At 61.6% G+C, this 18,099-nt stretch carries 18 protein-coding genes; 9 read left to right on the top strand and 9 right to left on the bottom strand.

Annotated features, from left to right (window positions below):
• Positions 1–3 precede the first annotated feature (3 nt).
• From RID42_16340 to RID42_16320, 5 genes are all read right to left on the bottom strand, one after another.
• The gene (locus tag RID42_16340; GenBank protein ID MEQ8249250.1) at positions 4–2,370 is read right to left on the bottom strand and encodes a penicillin acylase family protein; all 2,367 of its coding nucleotides are present in this window, start codon (positions 2,368–2,370) and stop codon (positions 4–6) included.
• Between the two features lie 169 nt (positions 2,371–2,539).
• Positions 2,540–2,734, bottom strand: a complete 195-nt coding sequence (locus RID42_16335; GenBank protein ID MEQ8249249.1) for a hypothetical protein — start codon at positions 2,732–2,734, stop codon at positions 2,540–2,542.
• A gap of 4 nt (positions 2,735–2,738) precedes the next feature.
• Complete coding sequence (hemB, locus tag RID42_16330; GenBank protein ID MEQ8249248.1) at positions 2,739–3,740, bottom strand: porphobilinogen synthase; 1,002 nt, start codon at positions 3,738–3,740, stop codon at positions 2,739–2,741.
• 64 nt (positions 3,741–3,804) lie between these two features.
• Complete coding sequence (locus RID42_16325; GenBank protein ID MEQ8249247.1) at positions 3,805–4,233, bottom strand: hypothetical protein; 429 nt, start codon at positions 4,231–4,233, stop codon at positions 3,805–3,807.
• A gap of 6 nt (positions 4,234–4,239) precedes the next feature.
• Positions 4,240–5,082 carry an SDR family oxidoreductase gene (locus RID42_16320; GenBank protein ID MEQ8249246.1) on the bottom strand — a complete coding sequence of 281 codons (843 nt, stop codon included), beginning with the start codon at positions 5,080–5,082 and terminating at the stop codon, positions 4,240–4,242.
• A 170-nt stretch (positions 5,083–5,252) separates the two neighbouring features.
• Here RID42_16320 and RID42_16315 point away from each other — a divergent pair, with 170 nt between their 5' ends.
• Complete coding sequence (locus tag RID42_16315) at positions 5,253–5,747, top strand: MarR family winged helix-turn-helix transcriptional regulator (GenBank protein ID MEQ8249245.1); 495 nt, start codon at positions 5,253–5,255, stop codon at positions 5,745–5,747.
• A gap of 149 nt (positions 5,748–5,896) precedes the next feature.
• Here RID42_16315 and RID42_16310 read toward each other — a convergent pair whose 3' ends face one another.
• The gene (locus RID42_16310) at positions 5,897–7,114 is read right to left on the bottom strand and encodes an acyl-CoA dehydrogenase (GenBank protein ID MEQ8249244.1); all 1,218 of its coding nucleotides are present in this window, start codon (positions 7,112–7,114) and stop codon (positions 5,897–5,899) included.
• Between the two features lie 176 nt (positions 7,115–7,290).
• On the opposite strand from RID42_16310, the gene hemA reads away from it, so the two are divergent.
• Complete coding sequence (gene hemA, locus RID42_16305) at positions 7,291–8,508, top strand: 5-aminolevulinate synthase (GenBank protein ID MEQ8249243.1); 1,218 nt, start codon at positions 7,291–7,293, stop codon at positions 8,506–8,508.
• Here the strand turns inward: hemA and RID42_16300 are convergent.
• Positions 8,505–9,755: an MFS transporter gene (locus RID42_16300; GenBank protein MEQ8249242.1), complete on the bottom strand. Its 1,251-nt coding sequence runs from the start codon at positions 9,753–9,755 to the stop codon at positions 8,505–8,507. The genes hemA and RID42_16300 overlap by 4 nt on opposite strands.
• Positions 9,756–9,863: 108 nt before the next feature.
• Between RID42_16300 and RID42_16295 the strand changes: the two genes are divergently transcribed.
• From RID42_16295 to RID42_16280, 4 genes are all read left to right on the top strand, one after another.
• Complete coding sequence (locus RID42_16295) at positions 9,864–10,061, top strand: hypothetical protein (protein ID MEQ8249241.1); 198 nt, start codon at positions 9,864–9,866, stop codon at positions 10,059–10,061.
• 104 nt (positions 10,062–10,165) lie between these two features.
• Entirely contained in the window at positions 10,166–10,954 is a 789-nt protein-coding gene (locus tag RID42_16290) for an ABC transporter ATP-binding protein (protein ID MEQ8249240.1), read from the top strand.
• Positions 10,951–11,655, top strand: coding sequence for an ABC transporter ATP-binding protein (locus RID42_16285; GenBank protein ID MEQ8249239.1), 705 nt, complete (start codon positions 10,951–10,953; stop codon positions 11,653–11,655). Before RID42_16290 ends, RID42_16285 begins: the two co-directional genes overlap by 4 nt.
• A gap of 181 nt (positions 11,656–11,836) precedes the next feature.
• On the top strand, positions 11,837–13,063 hold the full coding sequence (locus tag RID42_16280) for an ABC transporter substrate-binding protein (GenBank protein MEQ8249238.1): 1,227 nt from the start codon (positions 11,837–11,839) through the stop codon (positions 13,061–13,063).
• 33 nt (positions 13,064–13,096) lie between these two features.
• On the opposite strand, the gene RID42_16275 is transcribed toward RID42_16280, so the two are convergent.
• Positions 13,097–14,044, bottom strand: a complete 948-nt coding sequence (locus tag RID42_16275) for a branched-chain amino acid ABC transporter permease (protein ID MEQ8249237.1) — start codon at positions 14,042–14,044, stop codon at positions 13,097–13,099.
• Positions 14,045–14,094: 50 nt separating this feature from the next.
• The gene (locus tag RID42_16270; GenBank protein MEQ8249236.1) at positions 14,095–14,991 is read right to left on the bottom strand and encodes a branched-chain amino acid ABC transporter permease; all 897 of its coding nucleotides are present in this window, start codon (positions 14,989–14,991) and stop codon (positions 14,095–14,097) included.
• A 142-nt stretch (positions 14,992–15,133) separates the two neighbouring features.
• Between RID42_16270 and RID42_16265 the strand changes: the two genes are divergently transcribed.
• From RID42_16265 to glyA, 3 genes are all read left to right on the top strand, one after another.
• Positions 15,134–16,114, top strand: a complete 981-nt coding sequence (locus RID42_16265) for a 4Fe-4S dicluster domain-containing protein (protein ID MEQ8249235.1) — start codon at positions 15,134–15,136, stop codon at positions 16,112–16,114.
• Between the two features lie 201 nt (positions 16,115–16,315).
• Positions 16,316–16,774 (top strand): ribose 5-phosphate isomerase B, encoded by a 459-nt coding sequence (gene rpiB, locus RID42_16260; GenBank protein MEQ8249234.1) that lies wholly within the window; start codon positions 16,316–16,318, stop codon positions 16,772–16,774.
• A complete protein-coding gene (glyA, locus tag RID42_16255) occupies positions 16,774–18,078 on the top strand; it encodes a serine hydroxymethyltransferase (protein MEQ8249233.1) in 1,305 nt (434 codons plus the stop codon). Before rpiB ends, glyA begins: the two co-directional genes overlap by 1 nt.
• Positions 18,079–18,099: the final 21 nt, after the last annotated feature.

The raw sequence follows: 18,099 nt of genomic DNA, 5'->3' as shown, positions 1-18,099 counted from the left end.
CGATCACCGTTCCGGTTGCAGCGTGAGCCCACCGGTGTCGTCGTTTTCCCCCGACATCCGCATCGGAATATAGGCGACGTCGCGCCAGCGTTCGGTTAAGTCGCTGAAATGCCTCGACAGGCGGTTGCCGGATTGCCCGCTGGAGTGGATGAAGATCGACCGGTCAAGATCGTCCAAATCGTAGATCGCCCGCAAGCTCGGGCCGTGGAACTGCCGGAACGGATGCGTCGCGTCGCCGATCCTGTGGTGTGCGGCGTTGACGGTGAAACTGTCGCCGCCGGAAGGGATTTCAATGTCGAACAGACCGCCGACGAACGGTTGCCCGTGGAACGGTCGATGCTCGGCGCGCGCGCGGTGTGCATCGCCCCACTGCCAACGACCCATGGTGGCTCCGTAGCGATCCGTTAGATCGGTGAGGGCGAGGTCCAGCGCGACGGCGATTTGATCCGCGCAAGTTTCGGCGCGTTCGGTGGCGCGGTCGTCGCACAAGGTACTTGCCGGATCGCCGAGCGCGGCGCGCATGACCCGTGGCTTCAATCCCCAATAGTCCTCAAATAGCTCGCCCAGTTCATCTGCTAACACGAGGCGGGTTAATTCGCGATACCAAGCGACGTAGATCAGCGGTTCCGGTCGATTGCGATCCATCGTGTGATTCCATCCGGCCAACATCGCCTTAGCCTCTGCCGACCTTTGCGACGTCGCGGGGGCGGCGAGGAGATGGGGGAGGAATTCTTTGGCGGCGCCCGACACGATGTCGCTTTGGATGTCCTTGAAACTTTCGACCGAATGGCGCGACCGCGACGCCAACAACACCGCAATACGGTCGGCGCGGTAGGGCTCGGACCAATCGTAGGTCAGGTAGTACGGATAGCCGTCCGGGACGATTTTGTTGTTGGCGGTAACGATGGCTCGGGCCTCGGGATTGAACAAGAGTGGGAGCGACTCGTAGGGAATGAAGCCCTCCCAATCGTAGGCGCCGGTCCAACCGGGTACCGGTTCGTTGCCGGTGTGGCCCGGGCGGCGCACCGGAACGCGCGCCGGCGCATAGAAACCGATGTTGCCGCTGGTGTCGGCATACACGATGTTCTGGTGCGGCGAATGGAACGACTGCAGCGCGGTAAAGAACGTCGCCCAGTCCGTGGCGCGATTCATGTCGTGGGCGGCCTGTGCGGTCAGGTCGTTGTCGCTCAGGGTGGGCCATGCGAACGCAATCACATGTCCGTCCCCGGCAATCGACGCGGCATCGGGGACAACGTCCGAGATGATCGGTCCATGGCGCGAAACCCTGACGTTGAGCGCGACCGGTTCGCCGTCCTTGACGCGAATGATCTCCTGGCGCATTTCGAACGGTGCCGAACCGGTGGGTGTCACGTAACGGTCCGCGCCATCCAGTTTCTCGATGTAGAGATCCTGGACGTCGGTGCCGGTGTTGGTGAAGCCCCAGGCGATGCGATCGGTGCGACCGAGGACGACAAACGGGGTGCCCGGCAGGGTCGCGCCGATGACCCGGAGGCCGGGCGCCTGAATATGCGCGAAATACCATAGTGCTGGAACCCCGAGCGCCAGATGTGGATCGTTGGCGAGGAGGGGTTTCCCGGTCGCGGTCCGCGAACCGTCGACGACCCAGTTGTTCGAACCGTTGTGGCGCTCGCGTTCGAGCGGCTTTCCGGCCGCGGCAATCCGATCAAGACCAAGCGTGCGATAGAGGCCGGCGTAGCGCTCCAAAACAGACGTGCTTTCCTTCGACTCGGGATAGAGCTGTGCAATCTGTGCGGCCGGAAGCGTCGTGGCCAAGCGCGCGCGGAGAATTTCTTCGCTCCAGTTTCCGGCGAGGTCCCACGCCATCATTTTCGCCCAGACCAGCGAGTCGGCGGGCCGCCAGGGCTCAGGTTCGTGACCGAAGAAAAGGAACTCTAGCGGCAGTGGCCCGCGCCGGTTCGTCAAGAACGCGTTGACCCCCGCGGCATAAGCGTCCAACGCCTGCCGCGTGTCGGACGATAGATTCGCATAGGTCCGCTCGGCAAAGTGGTAGACGCCGAGGGTGCGCAGAAACCGGTCCACCCCGAGCGCGCCGGGGCCGACGACCTCCGCGAGGCGTCCGGCACCGATGCGCCGGTTCATTTCCATTTGCCACAACCGGTCCTGGGCATGGACGAAGCCGACGGCAAACCAGGCATCGTGGGCGGTTTTGGCGGAGATGTGGGGGACACCATCACGGTCGCGCGACACGTTGATGTCTTGCTCGGGACCGGCCAGGACGATCGTCTCATAGGCCGGCGGCAGCGACAGCGAGAGCCAGTAGTAGCCGCCGCCTGCGACCAGGACGACGATCACGACCAGGGTGGTGAGGATGCGGTAGATCCAGCGCATGAGTCCCGATCTTGTTTAGTCGAGCCGGGGACCGGGGTCAAAGCTAGGCGATGTACGAGAGCCCTGCACGTTCCGTGCGGGCTGCATTCGGTTTAGGGCAGCCAAAAGCCCTGTAGCGGCGCCCATTATTGGCGTCTAGTTCGCGGCACAAAAAGCCGCGCCTAGAATTTCAAGGTGTGTCGCTGCTCCGGGTGGCATGGAGCACGAGCCCGACGACAAGCCCCAAAGCGCCCACGATGGGCACCCAGAGACCGAAGTTGTCAAAGGCGCCACCCGCCGCGAGGCCAAAGAGAATTCCGGCAATGAGGCCCGCCCCGATCATATTGGGGTAGCGGCGCTGGTTGGGTGAGGAGGAGTCTGCCATGGCCCTACCCTTCGCGAATCATGCGGGCCGCGTCAACCGCGAAATAACTCAAAACACCTGCAGCCCCAGCCCGTTTGAACCCGAGTAGGGATTCCGCCATCACCCGCCGTTCGTCGAGCCATCCGTTGAGTGCCGCTGCCTTGAGCATCGCGTACTCGCCCGACACCTGATAGGCGAAAGTCGGCACGCTGAAGGTCTCGTGGACCCGGCGAACCACGTCTAGGTAGGGCATGCCGGGTTTGACCATGACCATGTCGGCTCCTTCGGCGATGTCGAGGGCAACCTCGCGCAGGGCCTCATCGCCGTTGGCGGGGTCCATTTGGTAGGTTTTCTTGTCTCCCTTTAGTTTTGTCGCGCTGCCGAGCGCCTCGCGGAACGGCCCATAGAAGCCGGACGCGTATTTTGCGGCGTAGGCCATGACCGACACGTCTTGATGACCGGCCCCATCGAGGGCGTCGCGGATCGCGCCGATGCGACCGTCCATCATGTCGGAGGGGGCAATGATGTCGCATCCTGCTTCCGCTTGGACGAGGGCCTGCTGGCACAGGACTCGCACGGTTTCGTCGTTGACGATTTTCCCGTCCCGCACCAGCCCATCGTGCCCGTGGGCGGTGAAGGGGTCGAGCGCCACGTCGCATAGGATGCCGATATCCGGGCAGGCACCTTTGACCGCGCGGACGGCGCGGCAGATCAAGTTCTCGGGGTTGGTTGCCTCCGCACCGTCGTCTGTCCGTTGTTCCGGCGTGACAACGGGAAAGATTGCGATGGCCGGGATGCCAAGCTCGGCGGCGGTGGCGGCGGCCTCGGTCAGGTGGTCGATGCTGAGGCGTTCGACGCCGGGCATCGACGAAACGGATTCGCGCCGATTGTTGCCATCGATCACGAAGACCGGCCAGATTAGATCGTCGGCCGACAAGCGGCTTTCAGACACCATCCGGCGGGTCCAATTGGCTTTTCGGTTTCTGCGCATCCTGGTGCGCGGGTAGGCGGGCTGGGGTGTGGTCATTCGTTGGCTCTTGGGAGAGAGGAGGGGCGGGGAAGCATGTCAGAACTGGGCATTGGCTGGCGGTCTAGGCCGCGTGGTTCTCCCCTGCCCGGCGCAAAAGGTAGGCGGCAATATCCTTGTCCTTGGCCTTAAGCGTCTTCAGTTGCTGGTTCTCGTTCGCAAGCGCGGCGCGCACCATCATGTCGTTCTCGACGTTGTCGATCTTGACCTTGAAGATCCCGCGCGCGGCGCGAATCTTCGGGTAGAAATCGGGGTCCAACGCTTGCTCACGCCGTCCGACGCGCTCGATCGCCGTCGCCTCGTCGAACTCGGTCTCTTGCTTGTCCAATGGTTTCCAGTCGTCGCAGCCGGCGACCCTCTCGGCGTTCATGACCAGGATCGCGTCGTCGATCGAGCCATCCGTCACGCCAACCTTGAACAGAAACTTGGTCACCCCGACGCCGTGCCCCCAATCCTGAAGGGCCTTGCTCTTTGCCACGAACAGTATTGCCACGCTTGGTCAGCCCTTGCCCTGTTGTTTCATATGTTCCCACATCTCGTCGGTCAGCTCTTCCATCATGCTGAATTGCCCAGCGCCCTTAAGCCATTCCCCACCGTCGATCGTCACCGTTTCGCCGTTAATGAAGCCCGACTGGTCGGCAAGAAGAAAGGCGGTGAGGTCAGCCAATTCTTGGTGCACGCCGACTCTACCCAACGGAATTCGCGAGAGCATCCTCTTCTCGGCCATACCTTCGGGGAACAACCGCTTCCAGGCGCCCTCGGTCGGGAAGGGGCCGGGGGCGATGGCGTTGAGCCGGATGCCGCGTCCGCCCCACTCGACCGCCAGCGACCGGGTCATCGCCAGGATGCCCGCTTTGCCCATGGCCGAGGGGACGACGTAGGCCGAACCCGTAGCAGCGTAGGTCGTGAGGATCGACAGAACATTGCCGGGACGCTTCTCGGTGAGCCAGCGGCGGCCGCACGCTAGGGTGACGTAAGCGGTCCCGTGGAGCACCACGCTCAATACGGCGTCGACCGCGCGGTGCGAAAGGGTCTCGGACTTCGCGATGAAATTGCCGGCCGCGTTGTTGAGGAGCGCGTCGAGCGGTGCGTCGTTCCAGGCCGTGTCGACCATCGCCGCCACGGCCTCCGGATCGCGAATATCGCAGGCATGCCAACCCGCGCATCCCTCGCGGATGCCGTTGAACTCAGCCGCGGTCTCGCGCAGCACCTGTTCGCGCCGCCCGCAAATGACGACATTGGCGCCGAGTTCGACCAGCCTGTGGCCCATCGATTTGCCGAGACCGGTGCCGCCGCCGGTGATGAGGATGCGTTTGCCGCGCAGGAGATCGTTCTGAAACATGGGAAACCGCGTTGTTGATGCTGGGCGCCGCTTGAGCGATAGCCACACGTTAGCGCCCTTATGCCTTGATTCTATAGAAAATACTGGAAGCAAGGCCGATGCCGCGTTAACTTCCGGTGCAGCGCGATGACTATGGGGGTTCCGCGCTACGCCGCAAGGAACGACAAATAATGGCGGATACAACCGGTAACGAGAATGTCGAGGAGTTCAAGAGGGTCTACCTTGACTCCCTGCAGTTGATTGAGCGGCTGCATCGCCGATTCCTCGACGTCGTCAAAGTCGAGTTGGACCGGCTACGCATTCAGGACATCAACAATATCCAGTCGCTCATCCTGTATAACGTTGGGCGCGACGAAATGACGGTCGGCGAACTGACCAGCCGCGGCTATTACCTTGGCTCGAACGTGTCTTACAACGTCAAGAAGATGGTCGAGAACGGCTACCTTGAGCAGGAACGTTCGCCCCACGACCGTCGATCGATTCGGTTGCGGCTGTCGCCGAAGGGCCTCGATCTCTATGAAAAGATCAACGCGCTCTACGAAACCCACGTCGTGACGTTGGCACGCGGCCCGCTAGGGGCACCTACGCTCGGCGCGATGAACGAGACGCTGCAGGCGCTGGAGCGTTTTTGGAGCGACGAGATCCGCTACGGCGGTACCCGCTAGAGATCGCGTCAGCGGCACGGTGGCCGCGACCGACGTTGATCGGTGGAGGCAGCGCCGAACGGGCCGGGGCGGGCGGCTGATCTCACGGCCTCAAGTATCGAGGGCCGCGCAGCCGGCCCTTTTGCTTCGCCCAACCTGCATCGTGCCGCCTATTTGAACGCTTGGATGCCCGTTTGCGCCCGCCCCAGAATCAGTGCGTGCACGTCGTGCGTTCCCTCATACGTGTTCACTGCTTCGAGGTTCATCACATGGCGAATAACGTGGAATTCGTCGGAAACCCCGTTGCCGCCGTGCATGTCCCGCGCCATACGAGCGATGTCTAGCGCTTTGCCACAGGAGTTGCGCTTGATCAGCGAAATCATTTCCGGTGCGGCGCGGCCTTCGTCCTTGAGCCGTCCGACCTGGAGGCAGGCCTGCAACCCAATACTGATTTCGGTTTGCATGTCGGCTAGCTTCTTCTGGATAAGTTGATTGGCGGCTAGCGGTTTATCGAACTGTTTGCGGTCTAGGGTGTATTGCCGGCCTGCATGCCAGCAAAACTCGGCGGCGCCCAACGCGCCCCAGGCTATCCCGTAGCGGGCATTGTTCAGGCAACCGAACGGCCCACCCAAACCCCGGATGTCGGGAAAGGCGTTTGCCTCGGGGACGAACACGTTGTCCATCACGATCTCGCCGGTGATCGACGCGCGCAGGCTGAATTTTCCCTCGATCTTCGGTGCCGACAGACCTTTCATCCCTTTTTCGAGAACGAACCCGCGGATCTTGCCGTCGTCGTCCTTTGCCCAAATCACGAATACGTCGGCGATCGGGGAGTTGGTAATCCACATCTTGTTCCCGGTGATCGTGTAACCACCGTCGACCTTGGTTGCGCGGGTTTTCATTCCACCGGGATCGGAACCGTGATCCGGTTCGGTCAAGCCAAAGCAGCCCACCAACTCGCCTTTGGCCAGTTTAGGCAGAAAGCGCTGGCGCATTTCCTCGGTGCCATAGGCGTGGATGGGGTGCATGACCAAGCTCGACTGGACGCTCATGGCCGAGCGATAGCCGGAATCGACCCGCTCGGTTTCGCGTGCGATCAGGCCGTAGCTCACATAGCCGACGCCGGCGCAGTCGTAACCGTCGATTGTCGGCCCGAGGAGTCCGAGCTCGCCCATTTCATTGAAAATCTCGCGGTGGAAGATTTCATGCCGGTTCGCCTCCAGGATCCGCGGCATCAGCTTGTCTTGCGCGTAGTCCCGCGCGGTGTCGCGGATCATCCGCTCCTCTTCGGTCAGTTGCTCGTCGAGGAGCAGCGCATCGTCCCATTGGAACGAGGTGGCGACGGATTTCCTTTGGCTCTCGGTATCGGCCCGCGCGGTGACAGTCATGAATTCCTCCGAAATGCGGAATAGAGGGCGTCCCTGAGGGGTTAACCTACGAGGCATGCCGTATTCGCCCTTATATACTCGGGTAATTGAGATGCCGCAAAGTGGGGGGTGCGACATCATGTATGTTTGCCGTAAGGTCCGCGTGACCGTAAAGTCGCGGAAAAGGTCGGTTGCCGATGGATTATGAAGCATTCTTTGCCCGCAAGATCGGGGCGCTGAAGGAAGAGGGCCGCTACCGCGTGTTCGCCGATTTGGCGCGCCGTGCCGGCGATTTTCCGAAGGCGACCTATCACCATGGCAATCACCAGGACGAAGTTGTCGTCTGGTGCTCCAACGACTATCTCGGGATGGGCCAAAATCCGGTCGTGATCAAGGCGATGGAAGAGGCCCTTCACACCGTCGGTGCCGGCGCCGGCGGCACCCGGAATATCTCCGGCACCAACCATTACCATGTACTGTTGGAACGCGAATTGGCCGACTGGCATGGCAAAGAAGCGGCGCTCCTTTTTACCTCGGGCTATATCTCGAACGAGGCGACGATCGGCACGCTGGCCAGCCTCCTGCCGGGGTGCGTGATCTTCTCGGACTCCATGAACCATGCCTCAATGATCGCCGGGATTCGCGCGAGCCGGGCCGAGAAGAAGATTTTCCGCCACAACGACGTCGAGCACCTCGAGCAATTGCTCAAGGAAACCGACCCGTCTGTGCCAAAGCTGATCGCGTTCGAGTCGGTGTATTCGATGGATGGCGACGTATCGCCGATTGCCGAGATTTGCGATCTGGCCGACAAGTACGGTGCCATGACCTACCTCGACGAGGTTCATGCCGTCGGCCTCTACGGTCCCCGCGGCGGTGGCATCGCGGACCGCGAGGGTTTAGCGCACCGGCTGACCGTGATCGAAGGTACCTTGGGCAAAGCCGTCGGGGTGATGGGCGGATACATCGCGGCCTCTTCGACGATCGTCGATGTCGTCCGCAGCTACGCTGCCTCGTTTATTTTCACGACGTCGTTGTCGCCGGTCATCGCGGCGGGCGCATTAGCCAGTGTCCAGCACCTCAAGACCCATCACGATTTGCGGGCGCGCCATCAAGAACGCGCGGCATCGCTGAAAAACCGGTTCCGTATCGCGGGCCTGCCCCTTATGGAGTCGGCAACCCACATCGTTCCGCTCATGGTCGGCAATGCGCCCTGCTGCAAACGCGCTTCGGACATGCTGCTGAACGATTTCGGCGTCTACGTCCAGCCGATCAACTACCCGACGGTTCCCCGTGGCACCGAACGGTTACGGTTCACGCCGTCGCCGCTCCACAGCGACGCTATGATGGACGATCTCGTTGCGGCGCTGACGCAGGTCTGGTCGGCCCACGATATCCAACGATACCTTGCGGCCTAACGCACTTCCCTGATCCAGTAATACAGCAGGCCCATCGCGACGAGGCCTTCGAGCCCGATGACGGTCGTCGCCAGGGGCGGCCCCAGAAGAGCGACCATTAGACCAAGGTGAAGGATTCCAAGTGGTCCTGTGCCGATGGCGACCGACAGCAAGCCGAGTACACGCGCACGCATTTCCGGCGGCGCAACGACGAACGGCAACGTGCCCTGCATCGTCGAGAATCCGGCAACGCCCAGCCCGCCCAGCAAAACGATGGCCAGCGACAGCTCGAACCACACCGAGAGCGAGAACCCGACGATGGCCGTCATAAAAATGCATGAGCCGAAAAAGTACATTCTGCGATAGAGGCCGGCCCACGCGTTGCCCCGCGCGGCAATCAGCATCGCCCCCATCAGGCCGCCGAGTCCCTCCGTGGCGACGAGCATCCCGATCGGCAGTTCCGACAGCCCCAGTTGCTCGTGCCCGATCACTGGCACCATTGCCATATAGGGGAAGGCGAAGATATTCATCACAATGGTGACGGCGAGAAGGCCGAGGACGGCCTTGTCGGTGCGGGCGAAACGAATCCCCTCGATGATTGTCGTCAGCAGGCTTGGGCCCTGGCTTTGCGTTTGGGGACGCTGGTCGTCCACGCGAACCAAAAGATAGACGATCGTGATGTAGATGAAGGTCGAGAGAAAATACGCGCCCTCGATTCCGACGAATTGCATCAGAGCGCCGCCGGCGAGCGGACCGACGATCCGCATCCCGTTGCGGGCCACTGAATCCAAGCCCATTGCGGTCGCGATCCTGTCCATCCCCGCGAACTCGCCCAGCATGTTCCGGCGCACCGGAAATTCCATGGAAAAGACGGTACCGGTCAGGAACATGCCGATGCCCACGTGCCAGGGCGTAAGCGTATCGGTGATCGCGAGCGTCCCCAGGACGGAGGATGTCAGGATCAGCATACCGTAACCCGCGATTAGCAGGTTGCGCCGGCTGACCCGCTCGGCCAGAGCCCCGGCAACCAAGCCGAACAGGACCATCGGCGCGGCGCGCGACAGCGTCACCAGCGTCACCGCGAAGCCCGATTGCGTGACGCTGAAAACGAAAATGCTCCCGGCCAGCATTTCGAGCCACTGCAGGGCCATGCTTGCGCCGCCGACGATCCACATGCGCCGGAAGTTCGGTTCGCCGATCAGGGCTAGGCGTTGACCAAGGGTATCGCGTGGCGGGGCAATCGGCCCCGGCACTGGTTCGTTCGTCAAAGCTGTCACTCGCGTCTGAAAACACTAATGGAGTCGCCGCGCGGCGTGCCGTCAAGTTGCATTTGCAGCGGGGTCGAGGAGGGGGCATGCTCGCGGCTTGAGTTTACCATGAGCCGACAACCCAATTACCTCCTCGAGTTCTACCGTGTCGGGAACTACGTGAAGGTATCGATCATTGATCCGGTGACCAATACGGAGGCCTCGATCGTGGGCGATGCCCGGGCGAGCGAAGCCGAATTGACCCGACTTGCGGTTCGCAAACTCGAATATGTCATGAAAAAGAATCAAGCAGGGACTAAACGTTGAGCGGGGCAATCCCGTTTGTACGCGACTAGTGGGGCCGCTAAGCTAAAGAAAAACAGGGGTGCTCAATGGCCGTGGGAGGCGTCGCGCAACTCGAATCTGCGCCGATGATGTCGATTCGAAGTATCACCAAGAGCTTCGGCGGCATTCGCGCGGTTAACGGTGCGTCGTTCGACATCGCGCGCGGGTCTATCACTGCGCTGATCGGTCCTAACGGGGCCGGCAAGACCACGCTTTTCAATATCGTCGCCGGATTCATCCGGCCCGATGCCGGGCGCGTCACGCTGAACGGCAAGGACGTGACGGGTTTGCCCTCGCACCGCCTTTTTGCCCGCGGATTGATGCGCACCTTCCAAATTCCGGCGGCATTCGAACGGATGACGTTGCTCGACAACCTGATGGTGGTGCCAGCCGGTCAATCTGGCGAGAACGTGCTGCGGTCGTGGTTTCTGTGGGGCCGGGTCTCGGGCGAAGAAGTACAGGTCCGGCAAAAGGCAAAAGAGGTGCTGGACTTCCTGGGGCTGACTCATGTCGCAGGAGAGTACGCGGGCAATCTGTCCGGCGGTCAAAAGAAACTGCTCGAGCTCGGGCGCACCATGATGAGCGATCCAGATATCGTCCTTCTCGACGAACCCGGTGCGGGGGTCAACCCGACGCTGATGGTGAAGCTGGCCGACGATATCCGGCGCCTGAACGAAGAGCGCGGCTATACGTTCTGTATCATCGAACACGACATGGACTTGGTAGCCAAGCTTTGTCATCCGATCGTCGTGATGGCCGAGGGGGCGGTCCTCGCGCAGGGGGCGATGGATGAGATTCGCAAAAACCAAGAAGTCCTCGACGCTTACCTTGGCGGTGGGCGTAGCGCACGGATTCCGGTAGAGGCCGGCGCGTGAGTCTCCTTCAGGTCGAAGAGGTCTACGGCGGCTATGGCGGTGTCGATATCCTGAACGGTGTCGATCTCCGCGTCGAAGACGGAGAGATCGTCGTGATTGTCGGCCCCAACGGTGCCGGTAAGTCGACCGCGATGAAAGCTGTCGTCGGGTTGGTCAAGGTACGCCAGGGCCATATCCGTTTTGACGGTCACGAGGTGACGGGCAAGCGTCCCGACGAAGTGGCCCGGCTACGGGTTTGCTATGTACCACAAGAGAAGAACGTCTTTCCGACCTTGACGGTCCACGAAAACCTGGAGATGGGCGCATTCCTGCGCACCGACGACTATTCCAAACAACTGGAGGCGGTTTACGACATCTTCCCACCCTTGGTCGAAAAACGCCGCCTGCCGGCGGGGAGCCTGTCGGGCGGCCAGCGCCAGATGGTCGCGATGGGCCGCGCTCTGATGTTGGAGCCCAAACTTCTTCTGCTAGATGAACCGACCGCCGGACTGTCGCCGCTTTTCACCGACATGATTTTCGACAAGGTCAAAGAAATCAACGCGACCGGTGTCGCCATTCTCATGGTCGAGCAAAATGCCAAAGATGCGCTGGCGCTGGCAGACCGGGGCTACGTCCTGGCGCTTGGACGCAATCGTCACGAAGATACCGGCGCCAACCTCCTGGCGAACAGCGAGGTCGCCGAGATGTTCCTCGGCGGTTGACCTTGACCTTGCGTCATCCGGCGCTGTGAGGCGCTGAAAACAGCCAAACCCTCCGCGCGCCACCGATCTTTCTTGGGGCCACCGGCGCGCCTATGCGATGATCGCGGCTTGCATTTGCGGTAAGCCCACAATGCAATTGAATGGTGTGAAGAAACCAAGACACAACAAGGGAGGCTATCCCATGAAATCTTCTATCTTCCGGCGCTCGTTGCCGATCGTGCTGGGCGCCGCGCTCGCGGTCGGCATGGGCAACGCGTCTATCGCCCAAAACGTCAAGATCGGTTCGCTCTCGGCCGTAACCGGCCCGATCGCCAACCTCGTCCCGCCTATCATCGAGGCCGAACAACTTGCGGTGAAGCAGATCAACGAGGCGGGCGGCATTCTTGGCGGCCGTCAACTCGAATTGGTCGTCGGCGACACTCAATGCAACGCCCAAGCGTCGGTCGATGCTGCGGGTAAGCTGGTCAATGTCGAGCAAGTCGTTGCGATCGTCGGCGCGCTGTGCTCCGGCGCGACAATCGGTGCTGCCAGCAACGTTGCCATCCCGGCCAGCGTCGTCATGGTCTCGCCCGCTTCGACGTCACCCGAAATCACCGGTCTGGACGACAAAGACCTGGTGTTTCGCACCGCGCCGTCCGATGCCTATCAAGGCGTCGTCCTTGCCAAGTACGTCAAATCGAAAGGGATCAACAGCGTCGCGTTGACCTTCGTCAATAACGATTACGGCGTTGGCCTTGCATCGGCGTTCCGCGAAGCGTTCGTTAAAGAAGGCGGCAAGATCACCGGAGACCAAGTCCATGAGGACAAGAAGTCGTCCTACCGCGCCGAGCTCGCAACCCTTGCAGCCGGCAAACCGGATGCGCTGGTGGTCCTGGCCTATGCCGGTACCTCGGGCGTTACCATCCTGCGCCAAAGCCTTGAGAACGGCTTCTTCAAGATGTTCGTCGGGGCCGACGGGATGCGCGACGACATTTTGATCCAGCAACTCGGTGCGAGTGCGCTGAAGGGCAACTTGTTGATCACGCAACCGACGTCGAAAGCCAACCCCGCGAAGGACGCATTCGACGCAGCTTTCAAGGCAGCGGGTGGCGATCCCAACTCGATCTTCGTCCAGCAAAGCTACGATTCGACAATGCTGATCGCCTTGGCCATCCAAAAGGCCGGCAGCACCGATCGTGCCAAGATCAAAGATGCGCTGCGTTTCGTTGCCGGACCGCCGGGCGTCAAGGTCGGCCCCGGCGACTGGAAAAAGGCCGTCGACTTGCTCGCGAGCGGGCAGGACATCGACTATGACGGCGCCGCTGGTTCCCTCGACTTCGATGCCGCCGGCGACGTTGCCGGTGTGATCGGCGAATACGGGATCGAAGGCGATACCTTCAAGGAAATGGGCATTATCGACATCAACTAGTCGGTTGCCCCGATGAAATCGCCCCGCCAGCGGTTATTCCGCGGGCGGGGCTTTTTCTTGCGTGCGGCGCGGTTCGGCGACGAGATCGTCGATGTTCGCGTTGGGCGGCTTTTCCGGTAGCAGGCCGGTCGAATAGCGTTGCAACACGAACTGCAAGCCGAGGCCGATCAGGAATATCCGCAGGAACGTCGCGCGCACGGCCCAGTCGGGCGGCAGTTGCGAGGTCAACAGTTCAGTGGCCGACCACAGCGTCCACACCACTAACGCACCAAGAAGTGCGCCGCGGTTGTTGCCGCTGCCACCGATGATCAACATCACCCAAACTAGGAAGGTCGTCATCAACGGCTCGGTCGCTTCGGGGCCGATAAACTTAAAAAAATGTCCAGCAAGCGCGCCGCCCAATCCCATAAGGGCCGCACCGATCACGAAGCCCTGGAGCCGAAACCCGACGACGTCTTTGCCGATCGCCGCCGCCGCAGCTTCGTTGTCGCGGATCGAGCGCATGACCCGGCCCCAGGGCGATTTACCGGCGCGTTCGGCAAGCAGATAGGCGATTAGCACGATCAGGGCGACGACGCCGAGGAACGCCAACTGAGACCACGGTTGGCCCAGGTCCTCAAAGGGACGGGGGATATTCGAAATACCCCGCGGTCCGTTCGTCGCCCAGATTTCGTTCTTGAGGATGAGCCGCAGAATCTCGGCCACGCCAATGGTGGCGATCGCCAAATAGTCCGCGCGCAACCGTATGCATAATCGACCGACGAGGTAGCCGATAGCGCCCGCCGAGACCATCGCGGCCAGCAACCCCATGGGGAACGGCCAATCGAGGCCGCCAATGAAACTCGGCGAAGCATCTGAGGTGAGGATGGCGCTGACGTAGGCGCCAACCGCGAAAAACCCTGCAATCCCCGCGTTGAACAGCCCGGTATAGCCCCACTGGATGTTGAGGCCGATGGCGATCACGCCGTAGATCCCCGCCATCGTCAGCAGCGAGACACCGTACAACAGGAGCCCAAGTGCGAGTTCGCTGCTCACGTGAAAACCCGTCCGCGAAACAGGCCGCTGGGCCGCCAGATCAGCAGCGCGACCATCAAGGCAAAGGCGACGCCGGTCTTGTAGCCGGGCGAGAGTAACGGTGCGTCGCCGATCCAAGGATAGCTGGACAACTCCTCCGCCAGCCCGATCACGAGACCGCCCGCGATCGCCCCGTAGGGGCTCCCGATTCCCCCCAGGATTGCCGCCGCGAAAATCGGCAACAGGAGGTCCCATCCCATGTTGGTATTGAGCTGAGTGTCCATGCCTAGAAACACCCCGGCGGTAGCGGCTAGTCCGCCGCCGATGATCCAGGTCGTGCGCACGACCTTCTCGGTCGGGATGCCGCTGACCTGCGCAAGGTTGGGCTCGTCTGCCATAGCGCGCATCGCCTTGCCCATTTTCGAGCGCGACAGAAAGTAGTGGAGGGCGACCACGATCACGATCGTGAGGCCGACGATCCAAAGGTGTTTGTCGGCAATGCGCAGCGCGTCGAAGAAGATCAACGGCTTGCTGAACGTGCCGGCGGCGTAGGATTCGACTTTGACGCCCCACGCCAACTGAACCAGCGAGCGGATCATCAACGCCACGCCAAAGGAGGCGATCACGAGGTAGATGGTCGGGCTGTTGCGAAACGGTTTGTAGAAGGCTCGGTCGACGCCGACCGATACTGCCGCCGCCAAAATCATCGCGACGGGGAGCGCCAGCAGAACCGGAAATCCAAGAGCGGTGACGAACAGCAACGCGAAGTAAGCCCCCAGCGTGATGACGTCGCCATGGGCAAAATGGGCGAACCGCAAGATCCCGAACAGCAACGATATGCCGATGGCACCCAGAGCATACATGCAGCCGAGCACGAGGCCGGGGATCAGATAGAAATTGATGAACTCGATCATCGAAGCAGGGGCGCTGTTCCGTGGGCGGTCATTTCAGGCGGATTCTCCATATCGTCCGGAAACACTAGCGGATAACGGCTGACGGCACGACATCTGTGCCGGGACCGAGCGCCGCAGCCGGGTTTTAGGCTAAGATGGCTCAATGAACGTCAGAGCGGACCGCCACCGTTTCACACCGGACCCCGACCAGATGGCCCTGTGGCCCGATGTCTCGGGCAATGCGATCAACGGCTTGGGCGAGACCGCGCCCCGGCGCCCCAGTCCGGTGTATTGGCACGAGCCCGACTCGATCCCCCACGGCCCGCTGCAGAATTGGTTCTACAGCCGCTACACGCAGTCGCCCGATGTCGCGGCGTCGCGAGCCCGCCGCCAAAAGATCATTGAACGGCCGCTCCCCGACGTCGCACCGGTCCAACGCACCGAAACGCCGCCCCGTTGGGCGGCTCTCGTCAAGGAAATGGCATTGTCCTTCGGCGCTGACGATGCCGGTATTGCGCGGATGGATCCGGCCTGGATCTTCGAAGGGCACGAACAGCGTACGTGGACATGGGCGATCGCGATTGCGGTGGCCCACGACTACGAGGCGCTTAAGACTGCCCCGGCCGATCCCGCGGCAACGGAGGTCGTCAACCAGTACGGTCGCGCCCTCAGTGTCGTCAAGGACCTGACCGGCTGGATTCGGAAACAGGGCTGGGCGGCCGAACCGAAGGGTGGGCCGATGGCGGGCTCAATGGTCATGATTCCAGCGGCGATCAAGGCTGGGTTCGGGGAACTCGGTCGCCATGGCTCAATGATCCACCGGACCCTCGGTGCAAATTTTCGCCTTGCCCTAGTGTTGACGGATTTGCCGCTGGTCGAGGACGGCGCAGATGAATTCGGCGCCGACGACTTTTGCACGCGCTGCCAGGTTTGCACGGATGCCTGTCCGCCTGCGGCCATTGCCGACCACAAACGATGGATCAGGGGTGTCGAGAAGTGGTACGTCGATTTCGACCGGTGCTTGCCGTTCTTCAACGAAAACAAGGGCTGCGGTATCTGCATCGCTGTTTGTCCGTGGAGCCGGCCCGGGGTCGCCGGGACACTGGTCGAAAAGCTGGCGCGGCGGCGGGACCGAGAAGGCTGAGTGGCGTGTTCTTCGGTCCCGACGTGCGCCCAATATCTAGTCTAATTCTCACAAGATATTGAAATCATGGCATTTACTAGATGTAGGCCGGATTTGACGGGCTGACTCTACGACCGGCGAGAAATGGTAGAGCGCTGGTACCTCCTTGCCACATATGGTACGTAGGCTGCCCCGAACTGGGTGCCTCAACAACCGATTACCATGGTCAAAACCGTCATCGCGCTCGCCGCAGATCACGCCGGATTTCAATTGAAGGAAGTTCTCATCGAGGACGTGCGCTCGCTCGGTTTCGAACCGTTGGATTTGGGCACGCATGGTCTCGAATCGGTCGACTACCCCGATTTTGGCCACGCCGCGGCCGACGCTGTCCTATCGGGCCGCGCGGCCTATGCGGTGATCTGCTGCGGGACCGGGATCGGCATCAGCATGGCGGCCAACAAGCATCGCGGCATCCGTGCGGCATTGTGCCACGACGCGACGACCGCGCGCCTGGCACGCGAGCACAACGACGCGAACATTCTTGCGCTTGGCGCGCGCATCGTCGGGAGTGAAGTCGCCCGCGATTGTCTTCGGACCTTCCTGGCCACACCCTTCGGCGGCGAACGGCATGTCAGTCGCGTCGATAAGATCGATCATGTTCGAACGAAAGAGGCTGTTTGATGACGAGTGCGACCGCTGCGCGAAATACCCTGGAAAACGGATTCTTCACGGCGAGCTTGGCTGACGAAGACGGCGAACTGTTCGACGCCATCCAGCACGAACTTGGGCGTCAGCAAAACCAAATCGAACTGATCGCGTCGGAAAATATTGTCAGCCGCGCCGTCTTAGAAGCGCAGGGCTCGGTCCTCACCAACAAATATGCCGAAGGCTACCCCGGCAAGCGCTACTACGGTGGCTGCGAGTTCGTCGATGTCGCCGAGAACCTCGCGATTGATCGGGCGAAACGCCTTTTCGGATGCGGCTTTGCCAATGTCCAGCCGAGTTCGGGGTCGCAGGCGAACCAAGGCGTGTTCCAAGCGCTGATCAAACCTGGCGACACTATTCTCGGCATGTCGCTGGCTGCCGGCGGCCATCTCACCCACGGCGCCAAGCCGAACCAGTCGGGCAAATGGTTCAACGCCGTTCAATACGGGGTGCGCCGCCAGGATGCGCTGATCGACTACGACGAGGTTGCTGCACTCGCCGCCGAACACAAGCCACGCCTCATGATCGCGGGCGGTTCGGCGATTCCGCGGATCATCGACTTTGCTCGCTTCCGCGCCATTGCGGACGAGGTCGGCGCCCTGTTGATGGTCGATATGGCGCACTTTGCCGGGCTTGTCGCTGGCGGAGTGCACCCCAGCCCCTTTCCGCACGCCCATGTGGTGACGACCACGACCCATAAGACCCTGCGCGGCCCGCGCGGCGGCATGATCCTGACCAACGACGAGGGAATCGCCAAAAAGGTCAATTCGGCGATCTTCCCGGGGATTCAAGGCGGCCCGTTAATGCATGTTGTTGCAGCCAAGGCTGTCGCCTTTAAGGAGGCCCTGCAGCCCGATTTCAAGGTGTACGCGCGGGCCATCGTCGACAATGCGCAGGCGCTGGCGGCCAGGCTGGTCGAGGGCGGCCTCGACATCGTGACCGGTGGCACCGATACCCATCTGATGCTGGTCGATCTGCGACCCAAATCGCTGACCGGTCGGGATGCCGAACAGGCGCTCGAGCGCGCGTTCATCACCTGCAACAAGAACGCGATCCCGTTCGATCCCGAGAAACCGATGGTCACATCGGGCTTGCGCCTGGGTGCGCCAGCGGGCACGACCCGCGGTTTCGGTGTCGCCGAGTTTCGCGAAATCGGCGCCATGATCGTCGAGGTGCTCGACGCGCTTGCCGCGACGCCGGGCGGCGATGCCGCCGTGGAAGCCGCCGTCAAAGACCGCGTTCTGGCGCTTTGTGCCCGTTTTCCGATTTATCCGAGATAACACGATTTGAAGGTCGTCACG

It is taken from the genome of Alphaproteobacteria bacterium (assembly GCA_040216735.1).
In the GTDB taxonomy this organism is placed as follows: domain Bacteria; phylum Pseudomonadota; class Alphaproteobacteria; order SHVP01; family SHVP01; genus CALJDF01.
Note: the sequence above shows the minus strand (reverse complement) of the source record. Positions and strands in the feature narration are given on the sequence as shown.